The organism is Bradyrhizobium sp. TM239 (assembly GCF_036247985.1).
Taxonomy (GTDB): Bacteria; Pseudomonadota; Alphaproteobacteria; order Rhizobiales; family Xanthobacteraceae; genus Bradyrhizobium; species Bradyrhizobium ottawaense.
Genome location: NZ_BTIR01000013.1, coordinates 165,979 through 189,574, shown reverse-complemented (window position 1 = coordinate 189,574; position 23,596 = coordinate 165,979). Strand labels below are relative to the sequence as shown.

At 63.8% G+C, this 23,596-nt stretch carries 18 protein-coding genes; 13 read left to right on the top strand and 5 right to left on the bottom strand.

The annotated features are described in order from the left end of the window. Positions 1-113 precede the first annotated feature (113 nt). The 8 genes from AABA84_RS23430 to AABA84_RS23395 all read left to right on the top strand — a co-directional run bounded on the left by AABA84_RS23430 (position 114) and on the right by AABA84_RS23395 (position 8,744). The gene (locus tag AABA84_RS23430; RefSeq protein ID WP_212246583.1) at positions 114-1,079 is read left to right on the top strand and encodes a helix-turn-helix transcriptional regulator; all 966 of its coding nucleotides are present in this window, start codon (positions 114-116) and stop codon (positions 1,077-1,079) included. A 122-nt stretch (positions 1,080-1,201) separates the two neighbouring features. Further along, positions 1,202-1,450 (top strand): DUF6894 family protein, encoded by a 249-nt coding sequence (locus AABA84_RS23425; RefSeq protein WP_212246576.1) that lies wholly within the window; start codon positions 1,202-1,204, stop codon positions 1,448-1,450. Between the two features lie 221 nt (positions 1,451-1,671). Continuing rightward, positions 1,672-4,848, top strand: a complete 3,177-nt coding sequence (locus AABA84_RS23420; protein WP_338313326.1) for an autotransporter family protein — start codon at positions 1,672-1,674, stop codon at positions 4,846-4,848. 146 nt (positions 4,849-4,994) lie between these two features. Continuing rightward, positions 4,995-6,113: a helix-turn-helix transcriptional regulator gene (locus tag AABA84_RS23415; RefSeq protein WP_338313324.1), complete on the top strand. Its 1,119-nt coding sequence runs from the start codon at positions 4,995-4,997 to the stop codon at positions 6,111-6,113. A 107-nt stretch (positions 6,114-6,220) separates the two neighbouring features. Then, positions 6,221-7,339: a helix-turn-helix transcriptional regulator gene (locus AABA84_RS23410; RefSeq protein ID WP_338313323.1), complete on the top strand. Its 1,119-nt coding sequence runs from the start codon at positions 6,221-6,223 to the stop codon at positions 7,337-7,339. Positions 7,340-7,592: 253 nt separating this feature from the next. Beyond that, positions 7,593-7,829 (top strand): hypothetical protein, encoded by a 237-nt coding sequence (locus tag AABA84_RS23405; RefSeq protein ID WP_338307105.1) that lies wholly within the window; start codon positions 7,593-7,595, stop codon positions 7,827-7,829. Beyond that, complete coding sequence (locus AABA84_RS23400; RefSeq protein WP_212246567.1) at positions 7,768-8,001, top strand: hypothetical protein; 234 nt, start codon at positions 7,768-7,770, stop codon at positions 7,999-8,001. Before AABA84_RS23405 ends, AABA84_RS23400 begins: the two co-directional genes overlap by 62 nt. 14 nt (positions 8,002-8,015) lie before the next feature. After that, positions 8,016-8,744, top strand: a complete 729-nt coding sequence (locus AABA84_RS23395) for a sulfite exporter TauE/SafE family protein (protein ID WP_338307102.1) — start codon at positions 8,016-8,018, stop codon at positions 8,742-8,744. On the opposite strand, the gene AABA84_RS23390 is transcribed toward AABA84_RS23395, so the two are convergent. Both AABA84_RS23390 and AABA84_RS23385 read right to left on the bottom strand, forming a co-directional pair. Continuing rightward, the gene (locus AABA84_RS23390; RefSeq protein ID WP_338313321.1) at positions 8,741-11,941 is read right to left on the bottom strand and encodes an efflux RND transporter permease subunit; all 3,201 of its coding nucleotides are present in this window, start codon (positions 11,939-11,941) and stop codon (positions 8,741-8,743) included. The genes AABA84_RS23395 and AABA84_RS23390 overlap by 4 nt on opposite strands. Positions 11,942-12,087: 146 nt before the next feature. Further along, a complete protein-coding gene (locus AABA84_RS23385; RefSeq protein ID WP_338313319.1) occupies positions 12,088-13,329 on the bottom strand; it encodes an efflux RND transporter periplasmic adaptor subunit in 1,242 nt (413 codons plus the stop codon). A gap of 199 nt (positions 13,330-13,528) precedes the next feature. Between AABA84_RS23385 and AABA84_RS23380 the strand changes: the two genes are divergently transcribed. After that, entirely contained in the window at positions 13,529-14,131 is a 603-nt protein-coding gene (locus AABA84_RS23380) for a TetR/AcrR family transcriptional regulator (protein WP_338313317.1), read from the top strand. Positions 14,132-14,192: 61 nt separating this feature from the next. Here AABA84_RS23380 and AABA84_RS23375 read toward each other — a convergent pair whose 3' ends face one another. Beyond that, positions 14,193-16,304, bottom strand: coding sequence for a phospholipase D-like domain-containing protein (locus tag AABA84_RS23375; RefSeq protein WP_338313315.1), 2,112 nt, complete (start codon positions 16,302-16,304; stop codon positions 14,193-14,195). Between the two features lie 164 nt (positions 16,305-16,468). Next, complete coding sequence (locus tag AABA84_RS23370) at positions 16,469-17,944, bottom strand: amidase (protein WP_338313313.1); 1,476 nt, start codon at positions 17,942-17,944, stop codon at positions 16,469-16,471. A 526-nt stretch (positions 17,945-18,470) separates the two neighbouring features. On the opposite strand from AABA84_RS23370, the gene AABA84_RS23365 reads away from it, so the two are divergent. Genes AABA84_RS23365 through AABA84_RS23355 form a run of 3 tightly spaced genes read left to right on the top strand, consistent with a single transcriptional unit; the run spans position 18,471 to position 22,099 of the window. Further along, positions 18,471-19,706, top strand: a complete 1,236-nt coding sequence (locus AABA84_RS23365) for a multidrug effflux MFS transporter (protein WP_338313312.1) — start codon at positions 18,471-18,473, stop codon at positions 19,704-19,706. Next, entirely contained in the window at positions 19,703-21,100 is a 1,398-nt protein-coding gene (gene guaD, locus AABA84_RS23360; protein ID WP_338313311.1) for a guanine deaminase, read from the top strand. The genes AABA84_RS23365 and guaD overlap by 4 nt, the downstream gene beginning before the upstream one ends. Positions 21,101-21,115: 15 nt before the next feature. Next, positions 21,116-22,099: an antibiotic biosynthesis monooxygenase gene (locus tag AABA84_RS23355; RefSeq protein ID WP_338313310.1), complete on the top strand. Its 984-nt coding sequence runs from the start codon at positions 21,116-21,118 to the stop codon at positions 22,097-22,099. Positions 22,100-22,123: 24 nt separating this feature from the next. Here AABA84_RS23355 and AABA84_RS23350 read toward each other — a convergent pair whose 3' ends face one another. Continuing rightward, a complete protein-coding gene (locus tag AABA84_RS23350; protein WP_212246526.1) occupies positions 22,124-22,471 on the bottom strand; it encodes a MerR family transcriptional regulator in 348 nt (115 codons plus the stop codon). An 83-nt stretch (positions 22,472-22,554) separates the two neighbouring features. Here AABA84_RS23350 and AABA84_RS23345 point away from each other — a divergent pair, with 83 nt between their 5' ends. Next, a complete protein-coding gene (locus AABA84_RS23345) occupies positions 22,555-23,565 on the top strand; it encodes a zinc-dependent alcohol dehydrogenase family protein (protein WP_338313308.1) in 1,011 nt (336 codons plus the stop codon). Positions 23,566-23,596: the final 31 nt, after the last annotated feature.

The following is a 23,596-nucleotide window of genomic DNA, read 5'->3' as shown; positions in this document are numbered from 1 at the left end:
TGAAGAGCAGCGAGCGCCGCGAAGCTTGCCACAACGGCATCGAACGCGCGTGTGAGGAAACGACAGCGTGTGGCCGGGTCTGCTCGTCGGCTGGAGAAATTGCAGTGGGCAGCATGATTGATTTTTCCGTTATCAATGTTTCAACGAACGAAATTCCCGAAAACGAGCGCATCCCGCTGCTTCGCGATTTCTATTGCCGCGGGGTGTTGAAGGCGGAGGTCGAGGCAAGGGAAGGAAAGCCGGCCGCGGCGAGCTTCACGTCTCACGTGTTGCCGGAAGCCCAGTTGCTGATCGGGGGCCTGTGCGGAGCGCGGGTCATTCGCACCAAGCAGCTGGTAGCCGATGGCGACGACAGCCTCGCCCTGATCGTGAACAGGTCCGGTGTTCTCGGCATATCCGAGCGGGGACACGATCTGAGGCTTCATGCAGGAGAGGCGGTGCTGACGAGCGCGGAGGACGTCACGACGTTCGAGCGAATGTCGCTGGGAAGCTGCTTCTCGCTGCGCGTGCCGAGGCGCGTGCTGGCGCCGATGATCGTGGACGTCGACGATGCCGTGATGCGCGTCATGCCGGAAAGCTCCGCCGGACTGAGGCTGCTGGTCGACTACGCGGTAACGCTGGTGCGGGAGAAGGCGTTCGTGGCGCCCGCGCTGCGGCAGCTCGGGGTCGGGCATCTGCACGATCTGCTGGCGCTCGTCCTCGGTGCCACCGGTGAAGCGCGGGAGCTGGCCGGACGGCGCGGCGTCAAGGCGGCGCGGCTCCAGAAGGCGAAAGTCTCCATCGCCAACAATTGCTGGCGGCAGGATCTGTCGGTGGCCTCGGTTGCCCAGGAGCTCGGCGTGACGCCGCGCTATCTCCAGCGCCTGTTTGAGGCCGACGGCAAGACGTTCTCATCATTCCTGATCGAGCAACGCGTCAAGCGCGCGCATCGCATGCTGCGGGAACCCGGATATGCCGAGCGAACGGTGAGCTCGATCGCCTACGATGTCGGCTTCGGCGATCTCTCTTATTTCAACCGCTGCTTCCGGCGCACCTACAACGCGACGCCGAGTGACATCAGAAGCGGCGAGATGTCGTGACCGCACGCGACTGAATTCCAGCCATCTGCCGATTTCAATCAGCAGACAGGGATCTGACGTGATCCTTGATTGCGAAACCATGACCCATGCGTTGCGTGCGGCATCCGCAGCCGGAGTATTGAATGCGCCGTTTCTTTTTCGACCTCCTGGTCGGCAACATCGTGAAGATCGACCCGGGCGGTATGGTGTTCGAATGTGCGGAAGCGACATTCGTGGTGGCCAACGAGATGGCAAACCATCTGTTCGTCTGGCGTGACGATCTGCGCGACCGCGACGCCTGGATCCGCGTCAGGGACAACAGCGGGCGCGAAATCTATCGCGCGCCGGTCTGGGCGGAGAATGCGGAGAAGGTCGGTTGGGACCAGGCGTGAGCTCCGCTCGGTGTAGCAACTCTGCACCAGTTCGGCGTGAACCGCATTCGGTTCGTTCTGGGCTGAAACGCGGTCGTTTCCGTCCAAGTCGGACGGGTCGGCTAAATCTACCTTGGCGCTAAGTAATTCAAATGTTCGCGTCCGTCCCCTTCGATCGGAGGAGGCGGGCGGGCCATGCCTGCACGGATTTCACGCGTGAGCGTCGATGGGGAATGACGACAATGAACGAGACGGTTCTGGGTGACATGGTGCGGCGATCGATACGCTTTCTCGCGCCGGCAGTGCTGGTCATGCCGATCCTCGCGGGAGGCCGGGCCGAGGCAGCGTGCACGCCCTCCTCCCCAGTCAACAATACGACTGTGAACTGCACCGGCACGACGACGAATGCGAACGGACTGGATGGCTACGGCACTGTGACTGACGTTGGCGACACCTACAACATCGGCTCGGGAGCGACCCTGACCGGCACGCGCGAAGGACTTATATTCGAGACCGGAACGGTCAATAATTCGGGCATGATCAAGGGCGTCTCCTTTGGCGTTCTTTCGAGTCGCAGCGCCTTCATCAGCAACGTCGGATCTGCATCGATCATTACTGCTGATGGAAATGGCTCTGCCGCAATAGGAGGGTTTGAGCTTCACATTCGCAACGAGGGCTTCATCACCGAGACGGCAGTCGGCGGAATCGGGATCGACGGAGGAAACAACGACAGAAACGAGGTTATCAACTTCGGAATCGTGGTTGCCGACAGTGTGGCTATTCGTAGTACGGGGGCACTGGCGGTCACGAATCAAGGCTTTATTCAATCTCTTTCTGCGAACGGAACTGCCATCGATGGGAACACCCAGGTTACAGTCAAAAGCAATAGCGGGGCGATTACGGGAGCCCTTGGAGCGATCAGATCGGGATTTCGATCGGTCGACGTGACAAATGAGAGCGACGGCTCAATTGAGGGCACCACTGCGAATTCCACGGCTATTCTCGCTGCAATAGACGCAAAGGTCGCCAACAGCGGGCGGATCAAGGCGGGCAGCACCGCAATCCGGGCCGGGGACGTCGTCTTGATCAACACCGTCACTGGTACGATTTCCTCCAACGGCGACGGCGTCCTCGCCGCTGTCGACAAGGCGATGGAGAAGGGTAACGCAACGGTCACCAACGCGGGCTCGATCCTTGCCACGTCCTTGGCCATCGTCGCCGACAAGACTGCAACCGTGGTCAACTCTGGAACCATTGCCGGCGGCTCGGGCGGGATCGAGGCAGGGAGCGTGATCCTCACCAACCTTGCCGACGGTAACGTGAGGGGCGGCAAAGCAGTCTTCGCCCTCAACTCTGCCGTCGTCGATAATGCCGGCGCCATCACCGGAACGGCAAGCGACGGCATCGGGATCTTTGCCGGCGACAGCGCAACGGTTCGCAACAGCGGCGTGATCACCGGCGTCGTGGCGGGCATCCGCTCCAATGGGACCGTGGATGTGACCAATACGGGACGGGTCAGTGCGACCGATCCCAGTGGAATAGGAATCCAGGCAGACCACGGAACGATCGTAAACGCGGGCGAGATCCTGGGGTCGCAGGCTGTCAACGTCACGCACGACATTTCGGTTTCGAATTCAGGCACGATCTCAGGCGACGTTCTCGGAATATTGGCAAGCGGTGCCACGATCAGGAATTCGGGGGTGATTGCGGGAGCAAATTCTGCGTTCGCGATAGCGACGGTGCGGGCGCTCGATCTGGACAATTCCGGAACAATCCGGGGGACCGGCGGGTCATACGGGATTCAGGTTGGGACAGCAGGATCGATCCTCAATTCCGGGAGCATCATTGCAGACGGGCTGGCGATATCTCATCTCGCCGCGTCGGACGCAGCGCTCACCGTAGCAAACGCGACCTCTGGCATGATCTCCGGCGGCGGCGGGATAGCATCAGCGGGGACGGTGAACCTCGTCAATTTGGGCACGGTCCGGGCCACAGATCCAACGGGCGGCCTTGCGGTAAACGGCAATTTCGTCAACGCCACCAATAGCGGGTTGATCACGGGCGCAATCGGCATCCTTTCGCACGACGTCGCCAACATCACAAATTCTGGCACGATCACAGGTACCGGTGGGACGGCGATCAAGCTGTCGGGCGCGGCCGACACGCTGACGCTGCTGCCGGGCTCGAAGATCAACGGCGTGGTCGATTTCGGCTTCGGTGCGGACGTCGTCAACGTCAACCTGTCGCCGATCAGCAGCAAGGTGTCTTCGCTGACGACGATCAATCTGCCGACCTTCGTCAACTTCGAGGGAACTATCAATACGAACATCTCCGGCGGCAGATTCAACGGCCCATCGGTCGTCTCCGGCACCACGCTCGCCACCCTCGACCCCACCGCGCTGGCGCAGACCGACCGCTCGCTGATGGATTTCACCGGCGGCGTCTCCTCGCTGGTGCAGAGCCGCCTGAGCGGCGGCGCCGGGCCGGCCGGCAGCAACATGATGGCGATGGCCTACGCACCGGAGACGGCGCAGGCCGGTCCCTTCACCAAGGCACCGCGCAGCCTGTGGACCGATCCAGCGCCGATCACAGTCTGGGCCAACAGCTTTGGCGGCCAGCGCATCCAGGACGAGACCACGTCCACGCTGCGCGCGACCTCGACGGCGTGGGGCGGGGCGATCGGCATCGACCGCAAGGTGCGGCCGGACTGGCTGGTCGGCGCTTTCCTCGGCGGCGGGCAGGGCGGTCTCTCGGTCGATCTCAACTCGCAATCGGTCGACACCAATTACGTATTCGCGGGCGCTTACAGCCGGTTCGAATGGGCTTCGCAGTTCTTCGACTTCACGATCCAGGGCGGTAACGCCGATAACAAATCGCGTCGGCTGGTGCTGAACAACGCCGCTGTCGGCGGCATGGAGACGGCGACGGCGAATTACAGCGGGTGGTACGTCAGCCCGGAAGTCGCCTACGGCTACAGGCTCAACGTCGGCGACGGCTATGTGCTGACGCCGACGGCGCGGCTGCGCTATGTCGCGGGCCGGTTCGACGGCTACAGCGAGACCGGTTCGGCGCAAGGGCTGTCGGTCGGCGGCCGCACGCTGCAGGACTTCGAGGAGCGCGGCGAGGTCGATCTCTCGCGGGTGACTAGCTTTGGCGGCGGCGAACTCAAGGCCAATATCCATGGCGGCGTCATCGCGCTCCAGCGGGTCGGCGACACCAGCATCAACACGGTGCTGCTTGGGCAAAACCTGTCCTTCGTGACGCCCGGCAGCCGCAGCACCGTCGGCGCGGTGGCCGGTCTCGGCTTCGACTACCGCACCGGGGCCAACGTGTCGGTGTTCGGCGCGGTCGAAGGCATGATGATGTCCGACCAGAGCCGCACCGGCACGGCGAAGGGCGGCGTTCGCGTCGCGTTCTGAGCCGGCATCAGCCCTGGCGGCTTGAATGCGATGCCGCCGGCCGGGCACCATCCGCCCGGCCGGCGCCTCCTCCTCCGATCGGAGGATGCGGCATGCTGCGGTTATGTTAGGCTCCCGGCATTGATCATTCAGTGCCATTTTGAGCCATGCACGGATCGCGAAAGCTGCCAGATCTCGTCGAGTCCATCTACGATGCCGGGCTCGATCCCTCGCTGTGGAACAACGTGGTGGCCGGCATCCGGGATTTCGTCGGCGGCCAGGCCTGCGGGCTGTTCTCGAAGGATTCGATCAGCAAATTCGGTGTCACGCATTACTATTGCGGAGCGGACCCGCACTACATCCAGCTCTATGCCGAGACCCATTCGAAGTTCGATCCGCTGACGGTCCTGCCGCCACACGGCCGGATTGTGAGCATTCCGGATCTCGTCCATTTCGATGAATACCGGCGCGGGCGCTTCTACCAGGAATGGATGCAGCCGCAGGGGTGCAGCGATGCGGCCAATGTCGTGCTCGAGGTGTCGAACGCGAGCTGCCCGGTGATGATGACCGTGCTGTCGGGCCGCCGCATGGTCGATCGGCGCATGAAGCAGCGCCTCTCGCTGCTCGTGCCGCACGCCAGCCGCGCGCTGCTGATCAACCGCGCCATGACCGCGCAACTGACGCTGGCGACGGCACTGGCTGATGTCCTCGACAGTTTGACGGTCGGGATCTTCCTGCTCGACGGCTTCTGCCGCCTGGTGCATGCGAATTCGGCCGGTCAGGACCTGCTCGCGGCCGATGATTTGGTGCGGTCCGTTGCCGGGCAACTCGTGACCAGCAACACTGAGGCCAATCAGACCCTGCGCAAGGCGTTTGCGGGCCACCGTGACGGTACAGTGCTTTCCGCAGGCGGCCATGCGATTCCGCTATTGTCCGCCACCGACGAGCGCTACGTCGCTCACGTGCTGCCGTTGTCGTCCTTGCTGCGCAACGGCAGCGAGCGCGGGGTCGATGCGGCCGGTGCGCTGCTTGTGCGCAAGGTGTCGCTCGGTGGACAATCCTGCGGCGAATTGATCGCGCGAACTTTCGAGCTGACGCCGGCGGAGCTCCGCGTGTTCCTGTCGATCGTCGAAGTCGGTGGCGTCCCGGAGACGGCGGCTACGCTCGGTATCGCGGAGACGACCGTGAAAACGCATCTGCATCGCGTCTTCGCCAAGACCGGCGTGTCCCGGCAGGCCGATCTGGTCAAGCTCGCGGCGGGATTTGCCAATCCGCTCGTCCACTGACAAATCGCCGTCGGCGTTGAACCTTTTTCTCCCGCGACAGACTCACAGGAGCCGCCGGGCACGAAGATCATTCCGCAAATCTCCGAATTTGACCATTGGCTCTTTCGATGCTCCGACCTCCACGACATTCCGAGCTGATCGAGAGCATCTATGATGCGGGACTCCACCCTGAGTTGTGGAGCGACGTCGTCGTCATGCTCAATGCGTTCATCGGCAGCCAGGCCTGCGGCCTGATTTCGAAGGATACGGTCAGCAAATCGGGGGCTACCCATTATTACTGCGGAGTCGATCCGCGCTACATCCAGCTCTATTCCGAGACCTACTCCCGGTACGATCCGCTCGCCCGGCTTCCTGGGTATGGCGAGGTGCGCAACATTCCGGATCTCGTGAATTTCGACGAGTACCGCCGCGGGCGCTTCTATCAGGAATGGCTGCGCCCGCAGGGCTGCATCGACGTCGCCAACGTGGTGCTGGAGCAGTCGAAGTCGCCGTGCCCGATGTTGCTGACCGTCATCCCGGGCAGGGAGATGCTCGACGCGGAGCAGCGCGCGCGCATGAAGTTCCTGGTCCCGCATGCGAGCCGCGCGCTCATGATCAACCGCGCGATCGAGCGGAAGCAGCAGCGCGCGAGCGCGCTGGCCGACGTCGTGGACCGCCTGAATGCCGGCGTCATCCTGCTCGATGCAGCCTGCCAGATCGTCCACAGCAATCCGGCGGCCGAAACGATCCTGGCCGCCGACGACGTCCTGCGCTCGATCTCGGGCCGGCTGGTGACGAGATCCTCCGAAGCCAATCTGGCCCTGCGCAATATCTTCCGCGATCCGGGCGCGGTGGCGGTCGCTGCGGCCGACGGTCGAAAGATCCCTCTGACGTCGCATGACGGTTCGCACTTCGTCGCGCACGTGATTGCGCTGCCCTCGCTGCTGCGCGATGGCGCGACCGAGCGCACATCGGCCGTCGGGGCCTTGCTTGTCTGGAAGGCGGAACTCGACAGCCGCTCATGTGCCGACCTGATCGACCGCACGTTCGAGCTGACGCCGGCGGAACTCAGGGTTCTGCAATCGATCGTCGAGGTCGGCGGTGTGCCGGAGACCGCGGTCGCATTGGGGATCGCCGAGACGACGGTGAAGACGCATCTTCATCGCGTCTTCGCCAAGACCGGCGTGTCCCGTCAGGCCGATCTCGTCAAGCTTGCAGCGGGATTCTCCAGTCCGCTTCTGCACTGACGCGCACGCACGTCGCGTGACTCTTCGCTGCAGCACGCGGACAGGTTCAAACCGAGACATCATTTGAAAGTTATCGCGCGTCATTCGATCGAATGACGCGATTTTTTGCGTTCTCTTCTACAGACACGTCACACGATTTCTTGTTCGACGTATCAGACTTCTTTGTGAAGCAACTCACAGCAGGCTGGGGTGAATCTCACCATTCTCTCGCGCAGGTTGAGAGGAGATCGTCATGCGAAGGACGTCACTTGCCATGGTCGACAAGTTCCGCGACATCGTCGCTCGCGTCGGCGCCGTGTTCCGTGAGCAACGCAAGATCGAGGCCCGGCGCGCATTGCAGCGTTATCACCACTTGCTGGCCCAGCCCGGCGACACATTGCCCTTGAACGAGATCATTCCGGTCAGCAAGCAAGAGGATATTTCAGGAAATGCCCACGGATCTGATGCGCGCGAGCGCGCCGCCGACCAACCCGCCTACGAGCGCGCGTAATTTCAACGTGGTCGCGATCGCGCTGACCGCGGCGCTCGTCGCTCTTCAGCTGGTCGGGCTGGCGCTTCTGGAACGATCCCACGCTCACGCGATGCACGTGTCGTTTCCGCGCGAGGCGGCCGCCTGCACCGAGAGCCCGGATGCTGCCGTTCCGCAGATTCCCTACGATTGACCGGAGGACGGTCCGTGCCTGATGTCACGACTCTGATTCTGCTTAGCGTTGCCGTCTTCGCCGGTGCCTTCGTTTCTGGGCTCTCGGGTTTCGCGTTTTCGGCCGTCGCGGGCGCGATCCTGCTGCGGGTGTTTCAGCCGCTCGAAGCCGTGCCGCTGATGATGGCGTGCAGCATCGGCGTGCAAGCGACCAATCTGTGGGCGCTCCGGCGCAGCATCCGCTGGGAGGGCAGTCTGCTGCTGATCGTCGGTGGATTGATCGGTGTGCCCATCGCGGTGTCGCTGTTGCAGAGTGCGGATACGCATCTGCTCAGGCGCGGCTTCGGTATCATCGTCGCGCTCTATGCGGCCTATATGCTGCTGCGCCCGACGCTGGTGACCGCCGGCGAGGCGGTCGGCCGGCACTGGGTCGCGCTGATCGGATTCGGAGGAGGGCTCGTCGGCGGGCTGACGGCGATGCCGGGCGCAATCCCGACGATCTGGTGCGACATGCGCGGCATGCCCAAGAGCGAGCAGCGCGGGCTGGTGCAGCCTTTCATCGCCGCGATGCAGATCTTCGCGATCGTTCTGCTGGTCGGACACCAGGACCTGTCTTCGAAAGTCTTCGTCGATCTCGCGGTCAGCCTGCCGGCGCTGTTCGCCGGTTCCGCGCTCGGCGTGATCGCCTTTCACCGCGTCAACGAGACGGTCTTTCGCAAGACCGTGCTCGTCCTGTTGCTGATCTCGGGGATCTCCCTGGTCTAGTGTCCAGGATTCGTGATTGAACCCTGGATCGGCGCAGCGCTGATGTCGCTGCCGTGATGCACCAGCGGCTTGTTGCCCGTGACGGTCCGCAGCAGCACATAGAAGACCGGTGTCAGGAACAGGCCGAACACGGTGACGCCGATCATGCCTGAGAACACGGCTACGCCCATGGCGCGCCGCATCTCCGAGCCGGCTCCGCTCGAGAGCACCAGCGGCAGCACGCCCATGATGAACGCCATCGAGGTCATCAGGATCGGTCGCAGCCGCAGGCGGCTCGCCTCGATCGCGGCCCGGATCGGCGTGCGCCCGGCGAATTCGAGCTCGCGCGCGAATTCCACGATCAGGATCGCGTTCTTGGCGGAGAGGCCGACGAGAACGATGAGGCCGATCTGGGTGAAGACGTTGTTGTCGCCCTTGGAGATCCAGACGCCGAACATCGCAGCGAGCAGGCCCATCGGCACGATCATGATGATCGAGAGCGGCAGCGTCAGGCTCTCGTAGAGCGCCGCCAGCACCAGGAACACCAGCAGGATCGCCAGCGGGAACACCCAGATGCCGGAATTGCCGGCGATGAACTCCTGATAGGTCAGGTCGGTCCATTCGAAGGCAAAGCCCGGCGGCAGCACCTCGGCCGCGATTCGCGTTGCAGCCTCCTGCGCCTGGCCCGACGAGAAACCGGGCGCAGCCGCCGCGTTGATGTCGGATGACAGGAATCCGTTGTAGCGGATCGCGCGCTCGGGGCCTGCGCTCTGGCGGATCGTGAGCAGCGCCGACAGCGGCACCATGTCACCGGAGGACGAACGCACCTTCAACTGCCTGATGTCGTCAGCACGCGCGCGGAACGGCGCATCGGCCTGGACCCGGACCGAATAGGTGCGGCCAAACTTGTTGAAGTCGTTGACGTAGTAGGAGCCGAGGTAGATCTGCAGCGTGTTGAACACCTCCGTCACGGGCACGCCGAGCTGCAGCGCCTTGGTGCGGTCGATGTCGGCGAACAGCTGGGGTACGTTGACCTGGAAGCTCGAGAACACGCCGGCGATCTCCGGCGCCTTCTGCATCGCCGCCATGAAAGCGTTGGTCGCCTGGTTCAGTGCGTCATAGCCGAGGCCGGCGCGGTCCTCGATCTGCAGCTTGAAGCCGCCGATGGTGCCGAGACCGTTGACCGGGGGCGGCGGAAACATGGCGATGAAGGCTTCCTGGATGCCGGCGTACTTCTTGTTGAGATCGGCCGCGATGGCATTGCCGCTCAGGGCCGGGCTGTTGCGTTCGTCGAACGGTTTCAGCGTCGAGAACACGATGCCGGCGTTGGACGAGTTGGTGAATCCGGAGATCGACAGGCCGGGAAAGGCGACAGAACTCTCGACACCGGGCTGGGTCAGCGCGATGTCGCTCATCTTGCGGATCACCTCTTCGCTCCGGTCGAGCGTGGCGCCGTCGGGCAGGCGGGCAAAGCCGACCAGATATTGCTTGTCCTGGCCCGGCACGAATCCACCAGGCACCTGCTGGAACAGGAAGGCCGTGAGGCCGACCAGCACGACATAGAGACCCATGACGGCGGCCTTGGCCGAGATCACCCTGGTGACGCTGCCGCTGTAGTTCTCCGAGGAGCGGGTGAAGGCCTTGTTGAAGCCGCGGAAGAACCAGCCAAGGCCCTTTTCCATAATGATCGTCAGCCGGTCTTTCGGCTCGTTGTGGCCCTTGAGCAGCAAGGCCGACAGAGCAGGCGACAGGGTCAGCGAGTTGACGGCCGAGATCACGGTCGAGATCGCGATCGTCAGCGCGAACTGCTTGTAGAACTGTCCGGTGAGGCCGGAGATGAAGGCGAGCGGCACGAACACCGCGATCAGCACCATGGCGATCGCGATGATCGGGCCGGAGACCTCGCGCATGGCCTGATAGGTGGCATCGCGCGGCGACAGCCCGCCCTCGATGTTGCGTTCGACGTTCTCGACCACGACGATGGCGTCGTCGACGACGATGCCGATCGCGAGCACGAGGCCGAACAGGCTGAGCGCGTTGATGGAGAAGCCGAACACGTGCATCACCGCAAACGTGCCGACGATCGACACCGGCACGGCCAGCAGCGGAATGATCGAGGCTCGCCAGGTCTGCAGGAACAGGATCACCACCAGCACCACCAGCGCGATCGCCTCCAGCAGGGTGTGGATCACCGCCTCGATCGAGGAGCGCACGAACTGGGTGGGGTCGTAGACGATCTGGTAGGACACGCCTTCCGGCATGTTCTTCTTGATTTCGGCCATGGTGGCGCGGACGTTCTCGGAGATCTGCAGCGCGTTGGAGCCGGGCGCCTGGAAGATCGGGATCGCGACCGCCTGCTTGTTGTCGAGCAGCGAGCGCAGTCCGTATTCGGACGCTCCCAGCTCGATGCGCGCGACGTCGCGCAGGCGAACGACTTCCCCGCGTGTCCCCGTCTTCACCACGATGTCGCCGAACTGCTCCTCGTTGGCGAGGCGTCCTTCCGCATTGACGGAGAGCTGCAGGTCGATCCCCCTGACGTTCGGGGAGGAGCCGACCACGCCGGCGGCGGCTTCGACGTTCTGCGCCTGAATCGCCTTCACTATGTCGCTGGCGGTCAGCCCGTGCTCAGCCGCCTTCTGCGGATCGACCCAGACCCGCATCGAATAGTCGCCCGCACCATAGAGCTGGACGTCGCCGACGCCGTCGATCCGCGCCAGCCGATCCTTGACGTTGAGCACCGCATAGTTGCGCAGATACGTCATGTCGTAGCGGCCGTTGGGCGACAACAGATGCACGACCATGGTGAGGTCGGGGGAAGACTTCTTGGTGATGATGCCGAGCTGGCGCACCACGGCCGGCAGCCGCGGCTCGGCCTGCTGCACGCGGTTCTGCACCAACTGCGTCGCCTTATCAGGGTCGGTGCCGAGCCGGAACGTCACCGTCAGCGTCATCGCGCCGTCGGTGGTCGCCTGGCTCGACATGTAGAGCATGTTCTCGACGCCGTTGATCTGCTCCTCGATCGGCGTCGCCACCGTTTCCGCGATCACCTTGGGGTTCGCGCCGGGATAGGTCGCACGCACCACGACGGAGGGCGGCACGACATCGGGATATTCCGAGATCGGCATCGCGAACAGCGAGATCAGGCCTGCGAGAAAGATCAGGACCGACAGCACGCCGGCGAAAATCGGACGATCAATGAAGAACTTTGAGAGATTCATGGCCTTGCCCCTGGGCAATATCTTTGTCGTCTCCAGACAGCTCCGCCGTCATTCCGGGGCGCGAAGCGCGAACCCGGAATCCAGAGGCGATGTGCTCGGAGTTTCGTAACTCGGTCGTTCCGGGCGCGCGGCCCGGAGCGAGGTAACTAGCGTTGCACCACATCCTGGTTGCTGTGGTTGGACGCCTGCTGCCCTCGCGCGCCCATCGCCGCGACCTCCGTCTTGAGGAGGGCGCCGGGACGCACGCGTTGCAGACCGTTCACGACGATGCGGTCGCCGGGCTTCAGACCCGCAGTGACGATGCGCAACCCGTCCACGGCGCCGCCGAGCGTGACCGGACGGTAGACCGCGCGGCTGTCGTCGCCGACCGCCATCACGAACTTCTTGTCCTGGTCGGTGCCGATCGCGCGCTCGTCGATCATCACCAGGGTCTGTTGCTTCGGCTGGCCCATGCGCACGCGGGCGAACTGGCCGGGGATCAGGCGCCCGTCCTCGTTCCGGAACACCGCGCGCACCCGGATGGTGCCGCTCTGGCCGTTGACCTGGTTGTCGATGAGCTGGATGTGGCCCTTCGCGGAGAGGCCGCCGGAGGTCGCCATCTCAACGGGAATCTGGTCGAGCTTGCCGCGCGCGCCCTTGGCGTCCGCGATCGAGTTCAGCGCACGCAGGACGACCTCTTCGTCCGCATCGAAGGACGCGTAGATCGGATTGACCGAGACCAGCGAGGTCAGCACCGGGGAGGCGGTGCCGGCGGCGACGAGATTGCCGACGGTGATCTCGATCTTGCCGACGCGACCGTCCACGGGCGCGCGCACCTCGGTGTAGTCGAGATTGAGCTTTGCCGTCTGGAGCGTTGCCTCGGCCGCCTTCACGCTGGCGATCGCTTCGCGGTTGGCGTTCTCGCGCTGGTCGAAATCGCGTCGTGTCACGACGGCGTTGCCGACCAGCTGCGCGCCGCGTTCGACCTCGCTGTTGGTGAATACCACGCGCGCTTTTGCAGCCTCGAGCTGGGCGTTGGCCTTGTCGACCTCGGCGGCGTAAGGCGCCGGATCGATCTTGAACAGCACGTCGCCAGCCTTCACCAGCGCGCCTTCGGTGAAGTTGGTGGAGAGGATCGCGCCGGCAACGCGGGGGCGGAGCTCGACGCGGTTGATGGCTTCCAACCGGCCGGAGAAGTCGTCCCACAGCGCGGTCTGCCGCGGCTCGATCATGGCGACGGTGACGGGCACTGCCTGTTCAGCCGCGGCGGCCGTTGCGGTTGCCTGGGCGGCGCGAAGATAGTGGCCGGTCGCGATTGCGCCAGCCACGGCAAGGGCGCCGACGATGGCAACGCCGCCGAGAAGGCGGCGGAAACGGCCGGTGCGGGAGGTATATTGGGTGGGGGGCATTTGCGCGCTCCAGATATGTAGTGTTCACTACAGATGTGGAGCTGGATGTCGCGCTGCAAGATACTTATGTACCATTCACTAAGAAAATTGTAGCCGCTTACCGCGACGATTGGAAGACACAAGAAAAATAAAGCGAGAACAATTAGATAGGAAGCGGGGTTAGGCTGATACGGGCCGCCGATTCCGAGGAGACAGGCACATGCGCATGGGACGTCCCCGCGAATTCGACGCCGAAACGGCGTTGGACCAGGCGATGGAAGTGTTTTGGCGCCATGGTTATGAGGGTGCCACCATCGCCCAGCTGACCGAGGCCATGGGCATCAATCCGCCCAGCCTCTATGCCTGTTTCGGCAATAAGGAAGGCCTGCTGAAGGCTGCGCTCGACCGCTACACCAAGCTGCGCGGCGTCTGGATGGACGAGGTGGTGGCCGCATCCACCGCCCGCGACGTCGCCGAGCGGATGCTGATGGGCATCGCCGAGAAGCAGACCGATCCGGCCAATCCGCCCGGCTGCCTGCTCGTGCAGGGCGGCATCGCCTGCGGCACCGGCTCCGAGAACGTTCCCTTCGAGCTCGCCGCCCGCCGTGCCCAGAACGAGGACCAGCTCCGCGACCGTTTTATCCGCGCCAAGGCGGAGGGCGATCTCAAGGAAAGCGCCGACCCCGCCGCACTCGCGCGCTACGTCTCGGCGGTCGCGGTCGGCATGGGCGTGATGGCATCCTCGGGCGCGGATCGCGAAGCGCTGCGGCAGGTGGCGAGCGTCGCCGTGCAGGCGGTCGAGGCGCAGTCGAAGCGAGAGTAGGGCTCAGGCCAGAGAACGCCGCTGGCCTGTCCAGCTCGCAAATACGCCGAGGTGAGGGGCGTTACGCTTTCTTGGCTGATTTCTTCTTCTTGGCCGTTTTCTTAGCCGTCTTCTTCTCTGTTTTCTTGGCTGCCTTCTTGCCAGTCTTCTTGGCGGTTTTCTTTTTGGCCGCCTTCTTCGAGGTTGCCTTCTTCTTGGCGACCTTCTTCTTCGCGGCTTTCTTCTTTGCCGTCTTGTTCGCGGTCTTTTTCGCTGTCGTCTTCTTGGCAGTCGTCTTCTTCGCGGTTGGTTTGTGTCCAGCCGGTGCGGGCTCCGCCACTCCGTTGTTGGCCGATGACAGCCAGAACCGGAGCTCCGGTGATTTTTCAGAGGCGTTGTCGATGTAATTGTCCTGCCAGTGGTCGTCCTCGCGAAGAGGCTTGCCGAACCGATCCGGGTATTTGTGCAGCCAGTAGCGCCACGCATAGTGATCGTAGACGTCGAGGACATGACAGGCATAGGCCTGCGCCAGGCCGCGATGGCCGCGGACAATCACCATGTTCTCGTCGTTGTTGCTCGACGCCCGATAGCCGAGATTGTGAGACCCTGTGATCACGGTGCAATTGTCGCTGAAGGGATCGATGACCACGATCTTGTTGTGGATGATGGCGTGGCCGTATTTGTAGAGCTCGCCCTCCCAGGCTCCGAAGGCATCGTTCTTGGTCAGCGAACCCGCCGGAATCGCGCGGTAGTCGGGTTCGCTGCTCTTCTTCGCCTTTCCCTTGGCCTTCGCAGCTCCCTTGGTCGCCTTCTTCTTCGGCTTGCCGGCTTCGCCGATAACCGCGACGTGCATGTCCTCGCCGTCGCCGTGTTCCGACTCGTTGCCGCGATGCAGCGCGTCGCTGAAATTTCCGGCGCGTTGCGTGCTGGTGAGGGCTCCGCGCACAAACAGGTTCGGGTTGTTCGCGAGTGCCTGGCCCGCGGCGTCGAGAATCGAGTTGTTGCCGGGATCGAAGGCAAGAAACAGCACCGCTTGCTTGGCACCATTGACCAGTTCGAACATCCGCGTGACGTCGTTCGGTTTCTCCTTGGGCGGGCTCGTCAGCGGTTTCTCGGTGTTGGGCGAGAACATGAGCTCGATCTTGGTCTTGCCGTCCTCCAGCGTGATCGGCTGTTTGGCGTTGTTGTCGTGAGCCCAGGTTCGCAGCGTCTCGCCTTGAAGCGCTTTCTGATTGCCTGAAGCCTGATCGACGTCCTTCTTCAACTCGTTCCAATACTCGAAGTAGCGTTGCGCCACGCGTTCAGACTCGATGACCAGGGCGTTGTTGGTCTGCGTACAGAGGCCGCTGCTGGTCCAGTTGGTCGATCCGGTCAAGACGGCGGTCGGCGTGTTTGCCTGTGTGAGCACCATGAACTTGTTGTGGGGGATGCGGCCCTTCTGGACGATGCGGTCTATGACGGGCACGCCGGCCTTCTTCAGGGCCGCGCGGTTGTCAGCATCCGCATCCTCGATGTCCTCGTTGGTCTTATCGTCGTGGATCCATTCGTTGCCGAGGATCACGGTCCGGCTTGTCGGCTTGCCCTTGTCGGCGGCCTGCAGGCGGACCTCGAGTCCCTTGGGATCGTCGAGCTCATACAAGGCGGCATTGATCTTGCCATTCGACGCGTCGGCGCGGTCGAGCAGCGAGGTGACGCCCTCGAAGATCTGCCCCATCAGGCGCGCGCGCAAGGTATCCGCAGGGTTGGTAATATGCCCCTTGAGGATATTGATGTCGGCCTTGTCGCCCAAGGCATGAATGACCGACTGGGAGGCCACGATGCCGCGATTGAAATAGGCCTTGAACGGCGGCCTGTCCGGAGTGAGCGTGATGTCGTTGCTGGTGAGTTCTTCGACATCCGCGAGCGGCGCGAGCTTTCCTGGCGTCCCGCCCATGGCGACGATGCGGTAGCGATAGCTGTGGCCCCGATGTGCATAGAGGTCCTTCCACCAGAATTTCTGAATTGGGGCCTGTGCCGTGGTCAGGTGGGCCCCAACGTCCTGGGATGCAAAGCGCGCGAGCGCCGGCAGCGCGATTTCAATATTCGTCCCGAGGTCGCGCTGATAGACGGCAAAGCCGAGACAGTCCTTCAATCGCTTGTCAAAGGTCCATGCTACGAGTGCGATGTCGTTGTTGGCAAAGGCGAGTGCAGGCATGAAATTGCTCCCAAATATCTCTTTGCAAAATAATGGGCAGTTTTGCACGTGAACTACCTAAAGGCTAGATGAATTCTATCGACTACCTCAGGTTTTCACGGTCCGGGTGCGCCTTGGCTTGTTTCCGGGCCATCCGTTGAGTCGACTTGGGATCAAGGCGCATGTCAGAGCATCGGCGGCGGCACGAAGCCACCGAACTCGCGCTCGATCAGTCCGGCGAGCGCAATCGTCGTGCGGTCCTCAAGATAAGGCCCGATGATCTGGACGCCGACCGGCAGGCCCGTCGCCGTGCGCTCGATCGGAACGGCGGTCGCCGGCAAACCGCAGGTCGAGGCCGGGTCCGCCCAGATGAAGCACGCATCGGAGTAGTTGTAGAGCTTTCCATCGATGTCGAGTTGCCGGGCGTCGAACGGCTCGGAATGGTCATGCGGAAAGGCCGGCACGGCAGCGGCCGGGTAGATCACCGCGTCGTAGTCACGGAACAGCTCCCGCCACCGTTGCTGCAGCTGCAGGCGCGCCGCATCGGTCGCGAGCCATTCGCGATGCATCATGGCCCAGCCGCGGGCGCGCTCGGCCTCAAGGCTGCGGTCGTCGGGCGCGAGTGCCGCGGCAAGTCCTCGGGCGTCTTCGAGGGCGGCCGGTGTCAGGCGTGGGCTTCGCGCGGCGTTCAGCAGTTTCATGTAGAGCCGGGCCGACTCGGCGAGATCGGGCAGCGACGTGCTCGCGCGCGCGACCCGCGCGCCCGATCTGCCGAGCCGCTCGGCCAATCGTCCAATGGCTGAGCGCACCGCGTCGCCCGTCGGCATCAGTGGATGCGTGTCGACCACGAGGATCCTGAAATCCCCGAGATGGTCATGGCGCGGGGCGGGCAGTGCAAGCCGATAGCCGATCCCGTCGCGCGTCTCGTCGGGGCCGGCAATCACGTCGAGCGACAAGGCGAGGTCCGAGGCCGTGCGCGCCATCGGCCCAACGACCGCGAGATCGCCCCGGCCGGGGACCGGCGGTGCCGGCGGCAGGCCGTATCCGCGCAGCGGGACCAGGCCGAGGCTCGGCTTGTGGCCGAACACGCCGCAGAAATGCGAGGGGACGCGGATCGAGCCGCCGATATCCGAGCCGATCGAGAGCGGACCGAAGCCCGCGGCCAGTGCCGCGCCCGATCCACCCGAGGAGCCGCCGGGCGACCGGCCGAGGTCCCAGGGGTTGTTGGTCGTCCCGTAGATCTCGTTGTAGCTCTGGAAATCCCGCAGCCCGATCGGGATGTTGGTCTTGCCGATGACGACGGCGCCGGCCGCCTTCAACCGCGCCACGACGAGGGCATCCTCCGCCGGCTGGAAATCCCTGAAATGCGGAAAGCCCCAATTCGTCGGCAGGCCGGCGACGTTGAACGGCTCTTTCAAGGTCACGGGGATGCCGAGCAACGGCAGCCGCTCGCCGCGGCCAAGCGCGGCATCGGCGGCGCGCGCAGCCGCTCTCGCGCGATCGAAATCGCGAACGACGATCGCGTTGATCCGTCCGTCCAGCGCCGCGATGCGCGCGATGGTGTGCTCGAGCAATTCCGACGCAGATATCTTGCGGGCGTGCAGGGCGCTCGCCAGTGCTCTGATCGAGCCGTAGTTCAAGTCAGCAGCATCTGCGGTCATCACGAACTCCAATGTAGCTCATCGCGGGGTCGACGCTACCCTCGCTGCCGATCGCTCGGGGCACCGAATGTGCGATCTTTGAAATGGGGATGACGAGGCGGCGCAATGGACGCCCGATCTGCTTGCCGGTGGCACCGATGCGAAAGGCCGGGTTTCAAAGCAGCTATGCCTTCCGACCCGTTAACGGATCGGCGCGACGGCGGAATTCACAATCGGCCATCCTGCGAGTCTGCGCCTGCTTTGCCCGACGTGTCAAACGTTGGCGCTGGCGGGCCTTCGCGCCGTGCGGCGCGAAATTCTTCAATGATTTGTACTTTGCATGGGGTTGTTTTCGCGTTTTTTGTTTCGACCTGTCCCCGGGGCCAGAGCATCAGCCGTCACCGACCGTATCGATACGGGCACCCCTAAGAATTCCTACACACAGTTCTGGCACGCTCCCGCGCGTCAAGTTCCGCAACCTGCATCGTCGCGTCTCATTGCTTGCACGAAAAGACGGGGCCCGCGGAGATCAAAGGGGGCGTTGCTCATGACCGCACTTGCTTCGGACGCCGGTTGCGCGAAGCGAGGGATCGTGCCGATCCTGCTGTGCGTCGTGCCGTTCAGCCAGATTCCGCTCGATGCCTACACGCCCGGCCTGCCGCAGATGGTGGTGGATCTCGCCGCCGATCCCGCCTCGATGCAGAACACCGTCACCGCCTACATGCTCGGCATGAGTCTGGCGCTGGTGCCGGTCGGCATCGCCTCCGACACGCTCGGGCGCCGCAACGTTTTGCTCGCAGGCCTGTCGGTGCTCATCGCGATGAGCATCGCCTGCGCGCTCGCCACCAGCGCTTCGCTGCTGCTTGTGCTGCGCTTCCTGCAAGGGATCGGCGGCTGCACCTGCCTCGTCGTCGCCTATGCGGTCGCGGCCGACTGCTTTCGGGGGCGAGAGCTCACGGCGATCTCCGGCCTGCTTGGTGCGGCCTGGGGGCTCGCGCCCGTGCTTGCTCCAGCGGCCGGCGGCTTCATCGTCGAGCTGACGTCCTGGCGCGGCGTCTTCGTCATCATTGCGATTGCCGCGGCCATCGTCGCTGCGATCGTCGTGCTGCTTCTGCCCGAGACGTTGTCGGCAGAGCGGCGCGCGCCGTTCGATCCGCGCCGTACCGCTGGTATCCTGCGCGACGCGATTGTCCGTCCGGGTTTCCTGGCTTTCGTGCTGGTGTTTGCCGCGGCGGCGAGCGCGCAGCTGGCGTTCGGCGTCGTCGCGCCGTTCTTCTACCAGACCGGCCTCGGTTACTCCGCGGCGATCTACGGCCTCGTCGCGCTCGGCCTTGGCGGGGTCAATCTCGCCGGCGAGCTCGGCTGCGCGCATTTCGCGCGCTTCATGCCGGCGCGCCTGCTGGGCTTCGGCGCCTTCGCGCTGTTTCTTGCCGGCTCGGCGGTGCTGACCGCAACAGGCATGGCCGTCGGTCTCGATTTCGCATCGATCACGATCGGCGGCGCGCTGGTGCTCGGCGGCTGCGGCGTGCTGTGCCCGATGATGTACGGCATGGCGCTCGGCCTGTTCGAACGCGACCACGGCCTGATCGGCGGCCTCATCAGCGCGCTTTGCTATCTCGCCGTGAGCGGGGCCATGGCGATCGCAGCGGTGCTGCCTGAAGCAACCCAAGCGCCAATCGGATGGCTCTATCTCGGCCTCTGCGCCGTTGCCGGCACACTGCTCGCGATCTCGCTGCCGTCGGCGCACCACGCCACACAGTCTCAGGAAGGAACCCAATCATGACCACGGTCGGTATTCGCGGCACGTTCTTCGACTTCGTCGACGATCCCTGGAAGCACGTCGGCAACGAGCAGGCCGCCGCACGCTTTCACCAGGACGGTCTCATGATTGTCACCGATGGCGTCATCAAGGCGTTCGGTCCGTATGACAAGATTTCTGCCGCGCATCCGAGCGTTGAGATCACCCACATCAAGGATCGCATCATCGTCCCCGGCTTCATCGACGGCCATATCCATCTGCCGCAGACCCGCGTGCTCGGGGCCTATGGCGAGCAGCTGTTGCCGTGGCTGCAGAAGTGGGTCTATCCGGAAGAGCTCAAATACCGGGATCGCGACTACGCGCGCGAGGGCGTGAAGCGTTTCCTCGACGCGCTGCTGGCCTCCGGCACCACCACCTGCCAGGCCTTCACGAGCTCCTCGCCTGTTTCAACCGAGGAACTGTTCGAGGAAGCGGCCCGCCGCAACATGCGCGTGATCGCGGGCCTCACCGGCATCGATCGCAATGCGCCGGCGGATTTCATCGATACGCCTGAGAATTTTTATCGCGACAGCAAGCGGCTGATCGCAGAGTATCACAACAAGGGCCGCAACCTCTACGCCATCACGCCGCGCTTCGCCTTCGGCGCCTCGCCGGAGCTGCTCAAGGCCTGTCAGCGCCTCAAGCACGAGCATCCGGATTGCTGGGTCAACACGCACATCTCCGAGAACCCGGCCGAATGCAGCGGCGTCCTCGTCGAGCATCCGGACTGCCAGGACTACCTCGGCGTCTACGAGAAGTTCGACCTCGTCGGTCCAAAGTTTTCCGGCGGCCATGGCGTCTATCTCTCGAACAACGAATTCCGCCGCATGTCGAAGAAGGGCGCGGCGGTGGTGTTCTGCCCGTGCTCGAACCTGTTCCTCGGCAGCGGCCTGTTCCGCCTCGGCCGCGCTACCGATCCGGAGCACCGGGTGAAGATGTCGTTCGGCACCGACGTCGGCGGCGGCAACCGTTTCTCGATGATCTCCGTGCTCGACGACGCCTACAAGGTCGGCATGTGCAACAACACGCTGCTCGACGGCAGCATCGATCCCACGCGCAAGGATCTTGCGGAGGCCGAGCGCAACAAGCTCTCGCCCTATCGCGGCTTCTGGTCGATCACGCTCGGCGGCGCCGAAGGCCTCTACATCGACGACAAGCTCGGCAATTTCGAGCCGGGCAAGGAGGCCGATTTCGTTGCACTCGATCCGAACGGCGGACAGATCGCGCAAGCGTGGCACCAGTCGCTGATCGCTGACGGCGCTGGCCCGCGCACGATGGACGAGGCCGCGAGCATGCTATTCGCCGTCATGATGGTCGGCGACGATCGCTGCGTCGACGAGACCTGGGTGATGGGCAAGCGTCTCTACAAGAAGGGCTGAAGCGGACCAACGCTCATGAGCGCATCTCCTGACACAGCCGGCCAGCCTGTGGCCCTCGTCATCCAGCGCCGCATCACTGATGACGGTTTTGCCGCGTTCGCGCGGTGGAACGGGGAGGTGGGCGAGGCGCTCAAGGCCTGGCCCGGTTTCCTGGGGCAGGAGGTGGTGCCGCCGCAGCCGCCGGCGCATGTCGACTGGGTGACGATTTTGCGTTTCGCCAGTCCGGCCGCGGCGCGCGCCTGGCTCCAGAGCGAGGTGCGGGCGCGGCTCATCACCGAGGTGCAGCGCTTCTTTGTCGGTTCGGAGGACGTCCATATCCTGCCCGACACCGGCGTTCAGCGCGACAGCGCGGTGTCGGCCGTCATCTCCTTCAAGGTCCCGGATGGACTCGAGGACGCGTTCCTCAAATGGCAGCAGCGCATCCAGGCCGCCGAGGCTGAGTTCAAGGGATTTCTGCGCCACAAGATCGAGCGGCCGATTCCGGGCCTGCGCGACGAGTGGATCGTCATCCTGTCGTTCGACACCGATGCCAACCTCAATGCCTGGCTGGGCTCGCCGTTGCGGCAGAGGTTGCTGAAGGAGGGCGAGCGCTTCAACGCCGGCATGAACGTGAAGCGCGCGAGCTACGGTTTCAATTTCTGGTTTCCCGCCGGCAAGGCCCAGGCGCCGGAGCAAAGCGCGGGCCTGATCTGGAAGAGCAACCTCATCGTGCTCCTGGTGCTCTATCCCGTGGTCTATCTCTGGGGCACTTTCATCAGCGCGCCGCTGATCGACAGAAACGGCGTGCCGGTCTGGCTGTCGCTGTTCGTCGGCAATCTCGTCAGCACCCAGTTGCTCGGGTGGTGGCTGGTGCCCGCAGCTTTCAAGGCGCTCGACTGGTGGGTCGCGCCGAAGGCGGCGATCAGTCGCCAGATCGCGGGCTATGCACTTCTTGCCGCGCTCTACGCCGCCTCGATGGGGCTGTACGCGCTGCTGCTTGCGTGGCATTGGGGCCGGTGAGGCCCTTAGCCAACGATCCGGCGATCAGTTCACGCTCGACAGGTAGCCTGCCAGGATTGTCCGGCTCTGGCTGAGCGTCTCGATCCGTTCATCGATGAGGCTGACCTGCTGCGCAAGTATCCTGCGCAGATTGTTGCACGGCGTAAATTCCGGATCGTTGTTCCTCACGCAGGGAAGCAATTGCTGGATCGTTTCGAGCGTCATCCCGGCCGCGCCAAGCATCTTGATCCGTCGAACGGTTTCCTCTTCCGGCAGGCCATAATCGCGATAGCCGGAGTCTGTCCGCTGCGGTGCGAGCAGTCCCTCGGCTTCGTAATAGCGCAGCATTCGAACGCTGACTCCCGTCCTGCGGGAGAGCTCGCCAATCTTCATCCGAAAAACCTCTTGACCCTGACAGTGCTGTCAGACCCTACAGGCTCTGCTCATCCCTGGGAACACCCCCGCGAGGAGCAAAGATGAAAGCCTACCATTTGAACGGCCAAGCAGGCGTTGGCGGCCTTGTGCTGGCCGATGTCAGTAAACCCGAACCGGCCAGCGGTGAGGTTCGCATCCGGGTCGAAGCGGCAAGTCTCAATTATCGTGATCTGATGATCCTCGACCGCGTCGGCCAAGGCGGGCTGAACGGCCGCGTGCCACTCTCTGATGGCGCGGGCGTCGTTGACGCGATCGGCTCCGACGTCGTGCAATGGAAAGTCGGCGACCGCGTGGCTGCATCGTTCTTCCGCGATTGGGTCTCGGGGCCGTTCAGGACCAGCTATGTTGCGTCAGCCCTCGGTGGCAACTCGATGGACGGAATGCTGGCAGAGTATGTCGTGCTGCCGGCAACAGCGGTGGTCTCAGTGCCGGCGCACCTCACCTCGGTCGAAGCCGCGACCTTGCCCTGTGCGGGCGTCACGGCCTGGCACGGCCTCATCGCACGCGGCGGGATGGGGAGGGGCGACACGCTGCTGGTGCAGGGAACAGGTGGTGTCGCGTTGTTTGGCCTTCAGTTCGCCGCCGCGCTGGGCGCGCGTGCGATCGTGATATCCTCCTCCGATGAGAAACTCGCCCGTGCCAGGGCGCTGGGCGGCTCGATCCTCATCAACTACCGCGACACGCCCGATTGGGATGCAGCCCTGATGAAGGCGACGGATGGCGAAGGCGCCAGCCATATCCTCGAACTCGGCGGTCCCGGCACCTATGACCGATCGCTGCGATCGGTCGCGTCGGGCGGCAAGATCGTCCAGATCGGTGTTTTGACGGGGTTCGGCCCGAAACCCGACCTCGCGCGCCTCCAGTGGGAGAATGCCGATATCATCGGCGTCACCGTCGGATCGGTCCAGCATTTCACCTTGATGAATCGTTTCTTGACCGACGAGGCAATCCACCCGATCGTCGATCGGGTCTATGGTTTCGACGAGGCACTCGAAGCGTTCGCCTATCTCCGGTCCGGCGCACACTTCGGCAAGATCGTTGTGAAACTGTAGGGTCTCAGGCAAGTCAGGGCGACTAGGCTCT